Genomic DNA, 14,720 nt, shown 5'->3' on the forward strand with positions numbered 1-14,720 from the left:
GTCCGCGCGGGCGCAGGCGTTGCGAACGCCATGGCCAAAGACCACCGAGCTGCCTTCATCTGCCGTTCTCCGTGGGGCCGGGCGAAGCGTCCGGTTATTACGTGTACTGAATGTGATTCAATGTACGTAAATGGCTGCTCGATTGAAAATAGCTAAAACAAGGGTTTGAGCTGGGGCTTTCCCGAGGAGGTGACAGGCACGGATGCGCCGCGCCGCGATTGGCGGGCTGGCATGCAGCTTCGTGACCTCACATCAACGTGAGCCGGCCCTGCGGCATCTGCATCACAGAGGCCGTCGGTGCAGGGGATGTCCATCCCCGTGGGCGGTCACCCTGCTGTCTTTATGTTTCTTTCGGATCATCGGCCTTGCGCGCTGTCGCCCATGAAGTCCTGGGCCGCCTGCTGCAGCCAGTCCCGGAAGCTTTGCAGCGGCGGGTAGTTGCCACGGCTGGTGGGCCAGGCCAGGTAGTAGCGCTCGGCGCTTTCCATCTCGGGCAGGTGGGGCAGGGCGCGCACCAGGTCGCCCTGGGCGAGTTCGCGCGCTATCAGGAAACGCGGCAGCAGGGCCACGCCCACCCCCGCGATGGCGGCCTGCGCGGCGGTGGCGAACTGGTCGAACAGCATGCCCTGGCCTTCGAGCAGTGCCACCTGGTGCTCCGACAGCCAGCGCTGCCAGGCGTCGGGGCGCGAGGCCAGGTGCAGCAGCGGGGCGCGCAACAGGTCCTGGGGCTGGGAAAAGCCATGCTGGGCGGCCAGCGCGGGGCTGCAGGCGGGCACCACGGTCTCGCTCATCAGAAAGGCCAGCTCGGCGCCGGGCCAGTGCGGCAGGCCGAAGTGGATGGCGGCATCCACGGCTTCGAGCTGGAAGTCGAACTGCGACAGGCGCGTGGTGAGGTTGATGGTGATGCCCGGGTGGGCGCTGAAGAACTGCGGCAGGCGCGGCGCCAGCCAGCGCGTGCCGAAGGTGGGCAGGATGGCCAGGTTCAGGCTGCCGCCGCGCGGGTTGGCGCGAAAGCCCAGCGTGGCGGTGGAGATGCGCGTCAGCGCGCCGCGGATCTCCTGCGCATAGGCCTGGCCGGCCGGGCTCAGGCGCACGGTCTGGCGCTCGCGCACGAAGAGTTCGGCCTCCAGCCGTTCCTCCAGTGCGCGGATCTGGCGGCTCACGGCGCTTTGCGTCAGGTGCAGCTCGGCCGCGGCCGCCGTGAAGCTCTGGTGCCGGGCCGCTGCCTCGAAGGCGCACAGCAGGGACATGGGGGGCAGGAATCGGCGGGACAGCAGCATGGCGGGGAGGGGCGATCGTGGGTGGGGGCATTCTGTTTGGGAATGACCTATGGGCCTGATTATCGTTTGACCGGGCTCAAGGCGCAGACCTAGCATGCATGCCAGGAATCCACTCTGCCGCGGGGCCGCTACTGGCCCTACCACCCATCCCACGATCACCATGTCCACTACGCCTGTCCACGCCTTCGTGCCTTCCGATGAGATCCGTGCGCGCTTTTCCAGCGCCATGTCCGAGATGTACCGCAAGGAGGTGCCGCAGTACGGCACGCTGATCGACCTGGTGGCCGACATCAATGAACGCACGCTGCAGGCGGATCCCGCCATGCGCGTGCAGATGCAGCGTGCGGGCGAGCTGGCCCGCCTGGGCGTGGAGCGCCACGGCGCCATCCGCGTGGGCACGGCCGCCGAGCTGTCCATGCTGCGCCGCCTGTTCGCCGTCATGGGCATGGAGCCCGTGGGCTATTACGACCTGTCGGTGGCCGGCGTGCCGGTGCATTCCACCGCCTTTCGCCCCGTCGCCGATGCGGCGCTGCTGGCCAATCCCTTCCGCGTCTTCACCTCGCTGCTGCGCCTGGACCTGATCGCCGACGAGGCGTTGCGTGCCCAGGCGGCCGCCATCCTGGCGCGCCGCGGCATCTTCACCGAACGCGCGCTGGCGCTGATCGCCCAGGCCGAGGCGGCCGGCGGCCTGGACGATGCCGAGGCCGACGAGTTCGTGCGCGAGGCGCTGGAGACCTTCCGCTGGCACAGCGAGTCCACGGTGGATGCGGCCACCTACGAGGCCCTGCACAAGGCCCACCGCCTGATCGCCGACGTGGTCTGCTTCAAGGGCCCGCACATCAACCATCTGACCCCGCGCACGCTGGACATCGACGCCGCCCAGTCCGCCATGCCCGTGCGCGGCATGGACGCCAAGGACGTGGTCGAGGGCCCGCCGCGCCGCGCCTGCCCCATCCTGCTGCGCCAGACCAGCTTCAAGGCGCTCAAGGAAACCGTGCGCTTCGCGGGCGATGCCGCTGGCGGCGGCTCCCACACCGCGCGCTTCGGCGAGATCGAGCAGCGCGGCGTGGCGCTGACGCGCAAGGGCCGCGCACTCTACGACCAATTGCTGGCCCAGGTGCGCGACATGGGCAGCGCCGGCAGCGCCGCGCCCGACTACGCAAGCCGCCTGGCACAGGCCTTCGAGGCCTTTCCCGACACCCACGAACAGCTGCGCCGCGAGGACCTGGCCTTCTACCGCTTCGCCCTGAGCGAAGCGGGCGCGGCCCTGGCCGGCGGCGAAGCCGCGGCGGCGGCGGCATCGGACCTCGACGCCCTGGTCAGCCGGGGACTGGTCCATGCCGAACCCATCATCTACGAGGACTTCCTGCCCGTGAGCGCGGCCGGCATCTTCCAGTCCAACCTGGGGGGCGAGGAACAGAAGAAGTACGCGGCCAATGCCGCCCAGCAGGCCTTCGAGGCCGACCTGGGCGCGCGCGTGCATGACGAGATCGCGCTGTACGAGCAGGCCCGGCAGCATTCGATCGACCAGTTGCGCGGCGCGCTGCGCGCCCAGGCCATCCGAACGGCCGCCTGAGCACCCGGGCCGCATCCTTTCCGTTCCCCGGGGCGCATGCGCAGGCCTGGTGCCGCGCGTGCGCCCCTTGTCTTTTGCAAGAGGCTTCCATGAGCACCGCAGACCCGGGCGTTTCCTCGCCCACCGCCCATCTGTTCAATCCGCTGTTCGCCCAGCCCGAAGGCTCGCCGATCCGCGAGCTGTTCCCCTATCTGAGCCGTCCCGGCATGCTGTCGCTGGCCGGCGGCTACCCGTCGCCCAGCCTGTTCGACGCCGAAGGCCTGCAGCAGGCGGCCATGGCGGCGCTGCAGCAGGACGCGGCCGCCAGCCTGCAATACGGTGCCAGCGAAGGCCAGCTGCCGCTGCGCGAGGCGCTGGCCGCGCTGTGCGCCACGCGCGGCATCGCCTGTTCGCCGGCCGACATGATCGTGACCACGGGTTCGCAGCAGGCCTTCGACCTGCTGGTCAAGGTGCTGGTCGAGCCGGGCGACCCGGTGCTGGTCGAGGTGCCCGCCTACCCGGCCACGCTGCAGACGCTCAAGCTGGCCCAGGCCCAGGTCGTGGCCGTGCCCACGGATGACCAGGGCCTGGACACCGAGGCCCTGGCCCGGCTGCTGGCGCAATGGCCGCATGCGCGCCGCCCCAAGCTGCTCTACACGGTGCCCAACTTCTCCAATCCGGGCGGCACCCTGCTGCCGGCGGCGCGTCGCGCGGCCCTGGTGGCGCTGGCGCAGCAATACGGCTTTGCCATCGTCGAGGACGACCCCTATGGCGAGCTGCGCTTTGGCGGGCAGCGCGAACCGTCGATCCACGAGACAGGGCTTGCGCAATGCGGCGCGGCAGCCAACCCGGTGGTCTACCTGTCCAGCCTGTCCAAGACCGTGGCGCCTGCGCTGCGCATCGGCTGGATGCTGGCCGACGCCCAGCTGCTGCGCCGCTGCACCATCGCCAAGCAGACGGCCGACCTGTGCACCTCGCCACTGGCGCAACTGATCGCTGCCCATTACCTGCGCTCGGGCCGCTATGCGCCCCAGCTCGCCAAGGCCTGCGCCGAGTACGCGGCGCGCATGGACGCGCTGTGCTCGGGCATGCAGTCGGCGCTGGGCACGCAGATCCGTTTCGTGCGGCCCGCGGGCGGCATGTTCGTCTGGGCGCAACTGCTGCCGCCGCAGGGGCACATGGGCGAGCCCGAGGCCCTGGCCCGCGCACTGTTCACGGCGGCCGTGGAGCAGGGCGTGCTCTATGTGCCGGGCAAGGCCTTCTTCCCGGCCGATGTGCAGCAGCAGGCCGGCCTGTGCATGCGCCTGTCGTACGCGGCGCCCACGGTGCCTCAGATCACCGAGGCCGTGGCGCGCCTGGGCCGCGCCTGGCGCCAGGCCATCGGCTGAAGCAAGCCGCCGTCCCATGAAAAAGGCCGCCCGAAGGCGGCCTTTGTTCTTGCGGGGCCAACCGGCAGGCGCGCAAGGCGCTGCCGGCTGCGCGGCGGGCAATTACATGCCCATGCCGCCCATGCCACCCATGCCGCCCATGTCGGGCATGGCGGGGGCTGCCTCGGCCTTGGGCGACTCGGCGATCATCGCTTCGGTCGTCAGCAGCAGCGAAGCCACGGAAGCGGCGTTCTGCAGGGCCGTGCGGGTCACCTTGGTCGGGTCCAGGATACCCATTTCCAGCATGTCGCCGTAGGTGTCGTTGGCGGCGTTGAAGCCGTAGTTGCCCTTGCCGTTGAGCACGGCGTTGACCACCACGGAGGGTTCGCCACCGGCGTTGGCCACGATCTCGCGCAGCGGAGCCTCGACAGCCTTCAGGATCAGCTTGATGCCGGCGTCCTGCTCGGCATTGCCGGTGGACAGCTCGCCCACGGCCTGCTTGGCGCGCAGCAGGGCCACGCCGCCGCCGGCCACGATGCCTTCTTCCACGGCAGCGCGGGTGGCGTGCAGGGCGTCTTCGACGCGGGCCTTCTTTTCCTTCATCTCGACTTCGGTGGCAGCGCCGACCTTGATCACGGCCACGCCGCCGGCCAGCTTGGCCACGCGCTCTTGCAGCTTTTCGCGGTCGTAGTCGCTGGTGGCTTCCTCGATCTGGATGCGGATCTGCTTGACGCGGGCCTCGATTTCGTCAGCCTTGCCTGCGCCGTCGATGATGGTGGTGTTTTCCTTGCCGATCTCGACGCGGGCAGCCTGGCCCAGGTCTTCCAGCGTCACCTTGTCCAGCGCCAGGCCCACTTCTTCAGCGATGACCTTGCCGCCGGTCAGGATGGCGATGTCTTCCAGCATGGCCTTGCGGCGGTCGCCGAAGCCGGGCGCCTTGACGGCCACGACCTTCAGGATGCCGCGGATGGTGTTGACCACCAGCGTCGCCAGGGCTTCGCCTTCGACGTCTTCCGCAATGATCAGCAGGGGACGGCCGGCCTTGGCCACGGCTTCCAGCGTGGGCAGCAGGTCGCGGATGTTGCTGATCTTCTTGTCGAACAGCAGCACGAAGGGGTTGTCCAGCAGGGCGACCTGCTTTTCGGGGTTGTTGATGAAGTAGGGCGACAGGTAGCCGCGGTCGAACTGCATGCCCTCGACGACGTCGAGTTCGTTGGCCAGCGACTTGCCTTCTTCAACGGTGATCACGCCTTCCTTGCCGACCTTGTCCATGGCTTCGGCAATGATGCTGCCCACGGATTCGTCGGAGTTGGCGGAGATCGAACCCACTTGGGCGATTTCCTTGGAGGTGGTGGTGGCCTTCGACTGCTTCTTCAGCTCTTCCACCAGGGCGGCGACAGCCTTGTCGATGCCGCGCTTCAGGTCCATGGGGTTCAGGCCGGCGGCCACGTACTTGGTGCCTTCGCGGACGATGGCCTGTGCCAGCACGGTGGCGGTGGTCGTGCCGTCGCCGGCGATGTCGTTGGTCTTGGAAGCCACTTCCTTCACGAGCTGGGCGCCCATGTTCTGCAGCTTGTCCTTGAGTTCAACTTCCTTGGCCACGGACACGCCGTCCTTGGTCACGGTGGGGGCGCCGAAGGAGCGCTCCAGCACCACGTTGCGGCCCTTGGGGCCCAGGGTGACCTTGACCGCGTTGGCCAGGATGTTCACGCCTTCAACCATGCGGGCGCGTGCTTCGCCGCCGAAAACTACGTCTTTTGCTGCCATTTCAATTCTCCGGATTCAGTTGGAAAGTGCGGTGCAGGGAAGCGGATTACTTCTCGACGACTGCGAACAGGTCGTCTTCCTTCATCACCAGCAGTTCGTCGCCATGGACCTTGACGGTCTGGCCGCTGTACTTGCCGAACAGAACGCGGTCGCCGACCTTCACGTTCAGGGCGATCAGCTCACCCTTGTCGTTCTTCTTGCCGGGGCCCACGGCCAGCACTTCACCCTGGTCAGGCTTCTCGGCGGCGTTGTCGGGGATCACGATGCCCGAGGCCGTCTTGGTTTCGTTCTCGAGGCGCTTGACGATCACGCGATCGTGCAGGGGACGCAGGTTCATACCAACTCCTAATCATCAACAAAGTTGAAACAAAGACTTGCCGGTCCGGGCGGACCGGCATTCGGAAGCAATGCGGGCGAGGCTGTTAGCACTCATGCCCGACGAGTGCTAATAATAAGGCAATTCCGCCAGGTTTCAAGGGGTGGGGTGGGTCAGGAGGGGGTGTGGTGCGCCTGCACGTCGACGGCAACCTCGTCGATGCCGGTTCGGCGTTCGCCTGCAGGAGTGGACAGGCCGTTTGCGATGGCCATGGCGATTCAGCAATCGTCCCGGCGTCCGGACCTCGCGCGCCAGATCCCCGAGTCCCCTTCGGTCCTGAGGGGATTTACCACCCCCTCGATCGACGCCCTGGAGCACTCCATGGCTTCATCGACAGGCTGGCCCATCTGTGCATGGACGATGGCGCCAACGGCCGCCAGCGCCGGCATGCGTCCTACGGGCTGCGGGGGGCGGCCGCCCAGCCTGATCGGTCTTGTGCCGGCGCGAGTCGCCAGGGGAGACCGTGACCATGGTTCGGTCACGGACGCCCCAGGCGGCGGTTACCGGGCCTTGAACCTCGGCTGCACGACGATCTTCACCGCCGACTCGTTGTTGTGGATCAGCGTGTCGAAGCCCTGCGCCACCAGGTCATCGAGCTGGATGCGCTGGGTGATGAAGGGCTCCAGGTCGATCTTGCCCTGCTCGACCAGCTTGATGGTCTCCTGGTGGTCGTTGCAGTACGCGATGGTGCCGCGCACGTCCAGTTCCTTCATGACCACGCTGTGCACGTTGATGGTGGCGGGATGGCTCCAGATGGATACGATGACCACCACGCCCGTGGCCTTGGTCGCGGCCACCAGCGTGTCCAGGACCTTGTTGACGCTGGAGCATTCGAAGGCCACATCCACGCCCTTGCCGCCCGTGATCTTCATCACCTCGGCCACCACGTCCACTTCGGACGGGTCCAGGATGTGATCGGCCACGCCGGACTCACGCGCCTTCTGTTTGCGCCTGGCGCTCAGCTCGGTGACGATGACGGTCAGGCCCTTGGCCTTCAGGATGGCGGACAGCAGCAGGCCGATGGGGCCGGCCCCGCCCACCAGCGCCACGTCGCCCGCCTGGGCTCCGCTGCGGGTGTAGGCATGGTGGCCCACGGACAGCGGCTCGATCAGCGCGGCCTGGTCCAGCGGGATGGTCTCGGAGATCGGATGCACCCAGCGGCGCTTGACGGCGATCCGCTCGGCCAGCCCGCCGCCACGCCCGCCCAGACCGATGAAGTTCATGTCCTTGGACAGGTGGTAGTTGTCACCCGGCCCCGTGGGCACATCGTCGGCCACGATGTAGGGCTCCACCACCACGTGCTGGCCGACCTGGATGTCGTCGACCCCTTCGCCCACGGCATAGACCACGCCGGAGAACTCGTGCCCCATGGTGACGGGGGCGGACTCACCCGAGATGGGATGCGGATGGCCGCAGGGCGGGATGAAGATCGGCCCTTCCATGAACTCGTGCAGATCCGTGCCGCAGATGCCGCACCAGGCCACCTCGATGCCTACGGTGCCGGGCTCCACAACAGGCTCGGGAATGTCTTCGATGCGGATGTCGCCGCGGTCGTGGAAACGTGCTGCTTTCATGATGGGACTTTCTTTCTGTCAGTCTGTATCGATGGGCGGCATGGCCGCCCATGGGGATTATTCGGGCCTATCTCAGGTGGTGGACTTGTTGCAGGTCATAGACACGCACGGGCAGGCCTTCCTGGCGCGCCTTGAGCTGCAGCGCCAGGTACAGCGAGTAATGGCGCGACTGGTGCAGATTGCCGCCGTGGAACCACAGCGCCTCCTGCTGCGTGGGCTTCCACATGTTGCGCTGCTCGCCCTCCCACGGCCCCGGGTCCTTGGTGGTGTCCGAGCCCAGGCCCCAGACCTTGCCCACCTTGTCCGCCACCTCCTGGCTGATCAGGTCGGCAACCCAGCCGTTCATCGAGCCATAGCCGGTGGCGTAGACCACCAGGTCGGCCGGCAGCTCGGTACCGTCGTCCAGCACCACCGCGTTTTCCGACAGGTGGCTGATCTGCTTGCCCGCCTGCAGCTTGATGCTGCCGTCGATCACCAGATCGCAGGCACCCACGTCGATGTAGTAGCCCGATGCGCGCCGCAGGTACTTCATGAAAAGGCCGGAGCCGTCATCGCCGAAGTCCAGCATGAAGCCGGTGGCCTCCAGCTTGCGGTAGAAGTCCGCATCGCGCTCGCGGATGCGGTCGTACACCGGCACCTGGAAGTTGGCCATGATGCGGTAGGGCAGGGAGGCGAAGATCAGGTCCGCCTTGCGGGTCGTCACGCCGTTGGCCACGGCGCGTTCCGAATACAGGTCGCCCAGGCCGATGTCCATCAGCGAATCGGAACGCACGATGTGCGTGGACGAGCGCTGCACCATGGTCACATCCGCGCCATGCTCCCACAGGGCCGCGCAGATGTCGTGCGCGGAGTTGTTGGCGCCGATCACCACCACCTTCCTGCCCGCATAGGCATCCGGGCCGGGGTGCCGGGACGAGTGCTGCTGCTCGCCCCGGAAGACATCCTGGCCCTGGATCCTGGGCACATTCGCCTTGCCCGACATGCCCGTGGCGAACACCAGGTGTCTGGGGCGCAGCACCTGCTTTTCACCATCGCGCTCCACGGTGACCTCCCACTCCTGCCGGTCCTCGTCGAAGCGGGCGTTCAGGCACTCGGTGGACGGCCAGTAGTTCACCTCCATCACCTTGGTGTACATCTCCAGCCAGTCGCCGATCTTGTCCTTGGGCGCGAACACGGGCCAGTTGTCCGGAAACGGCATGTAGGGCAGGTGGTCGTACCAGACCGGATCGTGCAGGCACAGCGACTTGTAGCGATTGCGCCATTGGTCGCCAGGGCGCGCCTGGCGGTCGATGACGATGTGCGAGACCCCCAGCTGGCGCAGCCGGGCACCCAGCGCGATGCCGCCCTGGCCGCCGCCGATGACCAGCACGAAGGGCTGCCTGTCGCGGCCCAGCTCCTCTGCTTCCTTCTGGCGGCGCTCCAGCCAGGTCTGGCGGCCGCGCCGGATGCCGTGCTCGGCCCCCATGGGGCGGCGTGTTCCCAAGGGTTCCTCATGCCCCTTGAGCTCCTGGGCAGTCGTCAGCAGCGTCCAGATCTTCCCGCCCCTGATGCGGATGTGACCGCCGCCGCGCGCATGCCGTGTGTCGATCACGATCCAGGCGGACACCACACCATCGGCCTCCTCCACCGCTTCGCGCTCGTCCAGCGAAAAGCGCACGGGCGCCGCGGCGTCCAGCTGCGCAGCCAGCATGTCGGCGATCTGCCCGCGTCCCTCCATGGTCTTGATGTTCCAGGTCAGCAGCACCAGGTCGCGCCAGTAGCATTCGTCGGCGAACAGGCGGCTGGCGGCCGCGAAGTCGCGGTCCGCCAAAGAATGGTTGAGCTGGCCAAGCAGCGCCTGGGCACGGGCGGCAGCCGTCGTATCTGTCATGGTTGTCTCCTTGAGGGTGGTCATGCCCGCTGGTTTTTTTCCGGGCAGGCGTTCCTACGCAATCACCATGCCAGGCGCGCCCGACAGGCAAGCCGTGCCCGGCAAATCAATGAATTGCCTGCAAGCCCTGGGTACAAACCCCTTGTCCCGTGGCTCGTTGTCCACCCTGGCCGCGCGCGACAGGTGGCTCAGCCATGCGACACCTGTCGCAGCACGCTTGCTGCAACGCAGCAGAGGCAGTGGGTAAATCTGCATTGGCCCGGCATCGCGCAGGGCACAAAATCCTCTGCGGCACGTTCAAGGTCCACATCGACTCCACCCCATGCCTTTGCAGTCCTACGCCTCGCACATCCAGGAAATCGAAGCCTTCGGTCTGGGCTACTCCCAGCGTGGACAGGAGCGTGACCGCGCCGTGCTGCGCAGCTGGCGCCGCTGCATAGACCACCATCGGCTCGACCCGACGCATACCAGCGAAGCCCACATCGTCACCGACGGCCAGCTGCGTGCGCACCGCGAGGAGTCCGAGCCGCTGATCCACATCGCACGCCATGCGCTGGAGCGGCTGTACCAGCAGCTCAAGGGTCTGGACTACGTGCTGCTGCTGGCCGACCGGCACGGCGTGGCCGTGGACTTCCTGGGGCACGAGGCCGACGCCGACGACCTGCGCCGCGCAGGCCTGTACCTGGGCGCGCAATGGCGCGAGGACCATTCCGGCACCTCGGCCGTGGGCGCCTGCCTGGAAACGGGCGAGGCGCTGACCGTGCACCAGAGCGACCATTTCGACTTCACCCACACCGGCCTGTCCTGCACGGCGGCACCCATCTACGACCTGCGCGGCGAACTGGCGGCGGTGCTGGACCTGTCGCTGCTGCGCTCGCCCGCCGAGCGGGCCAGCCAGAACCTGGCGCTCAACCTCGTCGTGGCCGCGGCGCGGCGCGTGGAGCAGGCCAACCTGATGGCGCAGTCCGGCCAGGACTGGGTGGTGCGCCTGGCACAGTCGCCCGATTTCCTGGACGTCGATCCCGACGCCTCCATCAGCGTCGATGCACGGGGCCGCATCCGCGCCATGACCCACGCGGGCGCCCGCCTGCTGGCCGCCGCCGCGCAGCTGGACTGGCGCCAGCGCCGCAGCCTCATCGGCCAGCCGCTGGAGCGCTTCTTCGACATGGACCTGCGCCACCTGTCCGAGCTGCGTCGCAATCGCCCGGCGCAGGAGCGCATCATCCGCGCCCGCGACGGCAGCATCCTTTTTGCCCATGCCATGGAGCCGCAGCGCCAGACCCGTCGCCAGCACGCCCAGGCAAGGCCCGCGCAGCCGCCCATGCCGGCCGCACTGCAGGCGCTGGACACGGGCGATGCGGGATTGCAAACGCTGCTGCACAAGGCGGCCCGGCTCGCGCCGCAGGAGCTGCCCATCCTGGTGCAGGGGGAGACCGGCGCGGGCAAGGAATACCTGGCCCGCGCACTGCATGCCGGCAGCGGCCGCAGCGGCGCCTTCATCGCCATCAACTGCGCAGCCATTCCCGAGGCCTTGCTGGAAAGCGAGCTGTTCGGCTACCTTCCCGGCACCTGGACCGGCGGCGCAAGCAAGGGCCGCGAAGGGCTGATCGCCGCGGCGCACGAAGGCACGCTGTTTCTCGACGAGATCGGCGACATGCCGCTGGCCCTGCAGGCCAAGCTGCTGCGGGTGCTGTCCGAATCCGAAATCACCCCGCTGGGCGCCCGTGCACCCCGTGCGGTGGCCGTGCGCTTCATCTCGGCCTCGCACCGGCCGCTGGCCGAGCTGGTGCGCAGTGGAAGCTTTCGCGAAGACTTGCTCTACCGCCTCAACGCCGCCGAGCTGCACCTGCCTGCGCTGCGCCAGCGCAGCGACCTGCAGACCCTTGCCGACCGGATGCTGGCCACCCTGGGCGGCCATCTGCACCTGGGCGACGCAGCCCGGGCCGTGCTGGCCGCCCATGCCTGGCCCGGCAACCTGCGCGAGCTGCACAACGCGCTGCGCTATGCCGCAGCCCTGTGCGGCCACGATGGCGACGGCCGCATCGAGCCCGAGCACCTGCCCGATGCGCTGCAAGGCGCTGCGCCGCGCACTGCCTTGTCAGGCAACACCGGCGAGGGCGCCGCGCAGGCGCTGGAACAACTGCTTGCGCAATGCCAGGGCAACGTCTCCGAGGCGGCCCGCCAGCTCGGCGTCAGCCGCTCCACCATCCATCGCCGCATCCAGCAGCTGCGGCTTGGCGTGCGGCAGACCCGGTGGCGCGGGCCATAGGGCGGGCTTCACCCCGAAGCGGATGCTCATGCCCGCAGGGCCTTGGCCGATTGGTCACAATGGGCAAAGTCCCATGTTTCAGGAGCCCTTGCATGCCCGCTGTCCGCCGCCGCGAATCCATCCGTCCTCCTTCGTCACTGGGGCGCCGCTGTGCCCGTGCGGCCGTGCCCTTGCTCGCCGCGCTGCTGCTGTCGCCGCTGGCCCAGGCCGCGCTCAAGGTGGGCGACAGCGCACCGCGCTTCACCGCGCCGGCCGCCGTGGCCGGCAAGGCCTTCGACTTCGACATGGGGGCCGCGCTCGCCAAGGGGCCGGTGGTGCTGTACTTTTTCCCCAAGGCCTTCACCCAGGGCTGCACCATGGAGGCCCATGCCTTCGCGGAAGCCACGCCACGTTTCGCGGCCATGGGGGCCCGGGTGGTGGGCATGTCGCATGACGACATCGAGACGCTCAAGCGCTTTTCCACCGAGGCCTGCCGTGACCAGTTCGCCGTGGCCTCGGACCCGCAGGCAAAGACCATCCGCGCCTATGACGCCTCGGCCGCCGCCGATCCCCGGCGGGCGGACCGCATCTCCTACGTGATCGGCCAGGATGGCAAGGTCGGCTTCGTGCACATCGGCTCGGACCCGGACGAGCATGTGCGCCTGACCGAGGCCGCGGTCAAGCGGCTGGCCAGGTAGGGCTTGTTCACGTCAATGTGGAGCCGCTGGCTTCATCGGCCTGGATGGCCGCGAATTCCTCGTCCGTGAACAGCCGCGACCGCGTATGGAAGGCCTTGCCGGTGCTGCCTTCCAGCGAGAAGGTGCCGCCCTGGCCTTCGATCACGTCCAGGATGAGCTGGGTGTGTTTCCAGTACTCGTACTGGGACCTGCCGATGTAGAAGGGCGCGCCGCCCACCTGCCCGAGCAGCACGTCCTGAGCGCCTATCGTCAGCTCGCCGGGCAGGTAGCAGTTGGCGGCGCTGTTGTCGCAGCAGCCGCCGGACTGGTGGAAGAACACCGGACCGTGCTGCGCCCGCAGGTCGGCGATCAGCGCCAGTGCGGCATCGGTGGCAATCACTTTGTCGACCATGGGGTGGACCTTTCCTGTACGGCCGGCCGCACCGTGGGCTGCCGGCCGCATTCACATCAGAAGAAGCCCAGCTTGTTCTCGCTGTAGCTGACCAGCAGGTTCTTGGTCTGCTGGTAGTGGTCCAGCATCATCTTGTGGGTTTCACGGCCTATGCCCGATTCCTTGTAGCCGCCGAAGGCCGCGTGCGCGGGATAGGCGTGGTAGCAGTTGGTCCACACGCGCCCGGCCTTGATGGCGCGGCCCATGCGGTAGGCCACGTTGCCGTTGCGGCTCCATACGCCGGCGCCCAGGCCGTAGAGCGTGTCGTTGGCGATGGCCAGGGCCTCGGCCTCGTCCTTGAAGGTGGTCACGGCCAGCACGGGGCCGAAGATCTCCTCCTGGAAGATGCGCATCTTGTTGTGACCCTTGAACAGCGTGGGCTGCACGTAGTAGCCGCCCTCCAGGTCACCGCCCAGATGGGCCTGGCCGCCGCCGGCCAGCACCTCGGCACCTTCCTGCTTGCCCAGGTCCAGGTAGGACAGGATCTTGGTCAGCTGCTCCCTGGAGGCCTGGGCGCCCATCATGCTGTCCGTGTCCAGCGGGTTGGCATGCCTGATGGCGGCCACGCGCCGGAGCACGCGCTCCATGAAGCGGTCATAGATGCTTTCCTGGATCAGCGCGCGGCTGGGGCAGGTGCAGACCTCGCCCTGGTTGAAGGCGAACAGCACCAGGCCTTCGATGGCCTTGTCGAGGAAGGCATCGTCCTTGTCCATCACATCGGCGAAGAAGATGTTGGGCGACTTGCCGCCCAGCTCCAGCGTGGCCGGGATCAGGTTGTTGGCTGCGGCCTGTGCGATCACGCGGCCGGTCGAGGTCGAGCCCGTGAAGGCGATCTTGGCGATGCGCTTGCTGGTGGCCAGCGGCATGCCGGCCTCGCGTCCGAAACCGTTGACGATGTTCAGCACGCCGGGCGGCAGCAGATCGGCGATCAGCTCGGCCAGGATGAGGATGCTGATGGGCGTGGACTCCGCGGGCTTGAGTACCACGCAGTTGCCGGCGCCCAGCGCGGGAGCGAGCTTCCAGGCCGCCATGAGGATGGGGAAGTTCCAGGGGATGATCTGGCCGACCACGCCCAGCGGCTCCTGGATGTGATAGGCCACCGTGGTCTCGTCAATGTGGCTCAGGGCGCCTTCCTGGGCGCGCACGCAGCCCGCGAAGTAGCGGAAATGATCGACGGTCAGCGGGATGTCGGCGTTCAGCGTCTCGCGGATGGCCTTGCCGTTGTCCACGGTCTCGGCATAGGCCAGCAGCTCCAGGTTGGCCTCGATGCGGTCGGCGATCTTCAGCAGGATATTGGCGCGCTCGGCCGCGCTGGTCCTGCCCCAGGCGTCGCTGGCGGCGTGGGCCGCATCCAGCGCCAGCTCGATGTCCTCGGCCGTGGAGCGCGCGGCACGGGTGTAGACCTTGCCGCTGACGGGCGTGACCACGTCGAAATACTGCTCCTTGACGGGCGGCACGAACCTGCCGCCGATGAAGTTGTCGTACCGTGCCTTGTAGGCGATCTTGGCGCCGGCGGCGCCGGGGGCTGCGTAAACGGTCATGTGCCTGTCTCCGA

The 14,720-nt window shown here is 67.9% G+C and carries 11 protein-coding genes; 4 read left to right on the forward strand and 7 right to left on the reverse strand.

All coding sequences use genetic code 11. The features are described 5' to 3' along the window. Positions 1 to 356: 356 nt before the first annotated feature. The gene (locus L1Z78_RS04830; protein WP_234640422.1) at positions 357 to 1,280 is read right to left on the reverse strand and encodes a LysR family transcriptional regulator; all 924 of its coding nucleotides are present in this window, start codon (positions 1,278 to 1,280) and stop codon (positions 357 to 359) included. Positions 1,281 to 1,440: 160 nt separating this feature from the next. On the opposite strand from L1Z78_RS04830, the gene L1Z78_RS04835 reads away from it, so the two are divergent. Then, a complete protein-coding gene (locus L1Z78_RS04835) occupies positions 1,441 to 2,856 on the forward strand; it encodes a VOC family protein (RefSeq protein ID WP_234640423.1) in 1,416 nt (471 codons plus the stop codon). Positions 2,857 to 2,945: 89 nt separating this feature from the next. Continuing rightward, positions 2,946 to 4,223, forward strand: coding sequence for a PLP-dependent aminotransferase family protein (locus L1Z78_RS04840; protein ID WP_234640424.1), 1,278 nt, complete (start codon positions 2,946 to 2,948; stop codon positions 4,221 to 4,223). A gap of 102 nt (positions 4,224 to 4,325) precedes the next feature. Here L1Z78_RS04840 and groL read toward each other — a convergent pair whose 3' ends face one another. The 4 genes from groL to L1Z78_RS04860 form a co-directional block, all read right to left on the reverse strand. Next, the gene (gene groL / locus L1Z78_RS04845; protein ID WP_234640425.1) at positions 4,326 to 5,969 is read right to left on the reverse strand and encodes a chaperonin GroEL; all 1,644 of its coding nucleotides are present in this window, start codon (positions 5,967 to 5,969) and stop codon (positions 4,326 to 4,328) included. 46 nt (positions 5,970 to 6,015) lie between these two features. Continuing rightward, a complete protein-coding gene (gene groES, locus L1Z78_RS04850) occupies positions 6,016 to 6,306 on the reverse strand; it encodes a co-chaperone GroES (RefSeq protein WP_234640426.1) in 291 nt (96 codons plus the stop codon). Between the two features lie 539 nt (positions 6,307 to 6,845). Next, a complete protein-coding gene (locus L1Z78_RS04855; RefSeq protein ID WP_234640427.1) occupies positions 6,846 to 7,919 on the reverse strand; it encodes a 2,3-butanediol dehydrogenase in 1,074 nt (357 codons plus the stop codon). Positions 7,920 to 7,986: 67 nt separating this feature from the next. Then, complete coding sequence (locus L1Z78_RS04860; protein ID WP_234640428.1) at positions 7,987 to 9,789, reverse strand: NAD(P)/FAD-dependent oxidoreductase; 1,803 nt, start codon at positions 9,787 to 9,789, stop codon at positions 7,987 to 7,989. Positions 9,790 to 10,111: 322 nt separating this feature from the next. Between L1Z78_RS04860 and L1Z78_RS04865 the strand changes: the two genes are divergently transcribed. Together L1Z78_RS04865 and L1Z78_RS04870 are read left to right on the forward strand one after the other, a co-directional pair. Continuing rightward, positions 10,112 to 12,058, forward strand: coding sequence for a sigma-54-dependent Fis family transcriptional regulator (locus L1Z78_RS04865; RefSeq protein ID WP_234640429.1), 1,947 nt, complete (start codon positions 10,112 to 10,114; stop codon positions 12,056 to 12,058). 92 nt (positions 12,059 to 12,150) lie between these two features. Continuing rightward, entirely contained in the window at positions 12,151 to 12,735 is a 585-nt protein-coding gene (locus L1Z78_RS04870) for a peroxiredoxin (protein WP_234640430.1), read from the forward strand. 7 nt (positions 12,736 to 12,742) lie between these two features. Here L1Z78_RS04870 and L1Z78_RS04875 read toward each other — a convergent pair whose 3' ends face one another. Together L1Z78_RS04875 and L1Z78_RS04880 are read right to left on the reverse strand one after the other, a co-directional pair. Next, positions 12,743 to 13,126 carry a DUF779 domain-containing protein gene (locus L1Z78_RS04875; RefSeq protein WP_234640431.1) on the reverse strand — a complete coding sequence of 128 codons (384 nt, stop codon included), beginning with the start codon at positions 13,124 to 13,126 and terminating at the stop codon, positions 12,743 to 12,745. Positions 13,127 to 13,182: 56 nt separating this feature from the next. Then, on the reverse strand, positions 13,183 to 14,706 hold the full coding sequence (locus L1Z78_RS04880) for an aldehyde dehydrogenase family protein (RefSeq protein WP_234640432.1): 1,524 nt from the start codon (positions 14,704 to 14,706) through the stop codon (positions 13,183 to 13,185). Positions 14,707 to 14,720: the final 14 nt, after the last annotated feature.

It is taken from the genome of Delftia tsuruhatensis, from assembly GCF_903815225.1.
GTDB lineage: Bacteria > Pseudomonadota > Gammaproteobacteria > Burkholderiales > Burkholderiaceae_C > Comamonas > Comamonas tsuruhatensis_A.

Excerpts from the sequence above, each read along its gene's own strand:
- L1Z78_RS04830 (WP_234640422.1), bottom strand. The coding sequence starts at position 1,280 with ATGCTGCTGTCCCGCCGATTCCTGCCCCCCATGTCCCTGCTGTGCGCC.
- L1Z78_RS04835 (WP_234640423.1), top strand. The coding sequence starts at position 1,441 with ATGTCCACTACGCCTGTCCACGCCTTCGTGCCTTCCGATGAGATCCGT.
- L1Z78_RS04840 (WP_234640424.1), top strand. The coding sequence starts at position 2,946 with ATGAGCACCGCAGACCCGGGCGTTTCCTCGCCCACCGCCCATCTGTTC.
- groL (WP_234640425.1), bottom strand. The coding sequence starts at position 5,969 with ATGGCAGCAAAAGACGTAGTTTTCGGCGGCGAAGCACGCGCCCGCATG.
- groES (WP_234640426.1), bottom strand. The coding sequence starts at position 6,306 with ATGAACCTGCGTCCCCTGCACGATCGCGTGATCGTCAAGCGCCTCGAG.
- L1Z78_RS04855 (WP_234640427.1), bottom strand. The coding sequence starts at position 7,919 with ATGAAAGCAGCACGTTTCCACGACCGCGGCGACATCCGCATCGAAGAC.
- L1Z78_RS04860 (WP_234640428.1), bottom strand. The coding sequence starts at position 9,789 with ATGACAGATACGACGGCTGCCGCCCGTGCCCAGGCGCTGCTTGGCCAG.
- L1Z78_RS04865 (WP_234640429.1), top strand. The coding sequence starts at position 10,112 with ATGCCTTTGCAGTCCTACGCCTCGCACATCCAGGAAATCGAAGCCTTC.
- L1Z78_RS04870 (WP_234640430.1), top strand. The coding sequence starts at position 12,151 with ATGCCCGCTGTCCGCCGCCGCGAATCCATCCGTCCTCCTTCGTCACTG.
- L1Z78_RS04875 (WP_234640431.1), bottom strand. The coding sequence starts at position 13,126 with ATGGTCGACAAAGTGATTGCCACCGATGCCGCACTGGCGCTGATCGCC.
- L1Z78_RS04880 (WP_234640432.1), bottom strand. The coding sequence starts at position 14,706 with ATGACCGTTTACGCAGCCCCCGGCGCCGCCGGCGCCAAGATCGCCTAC.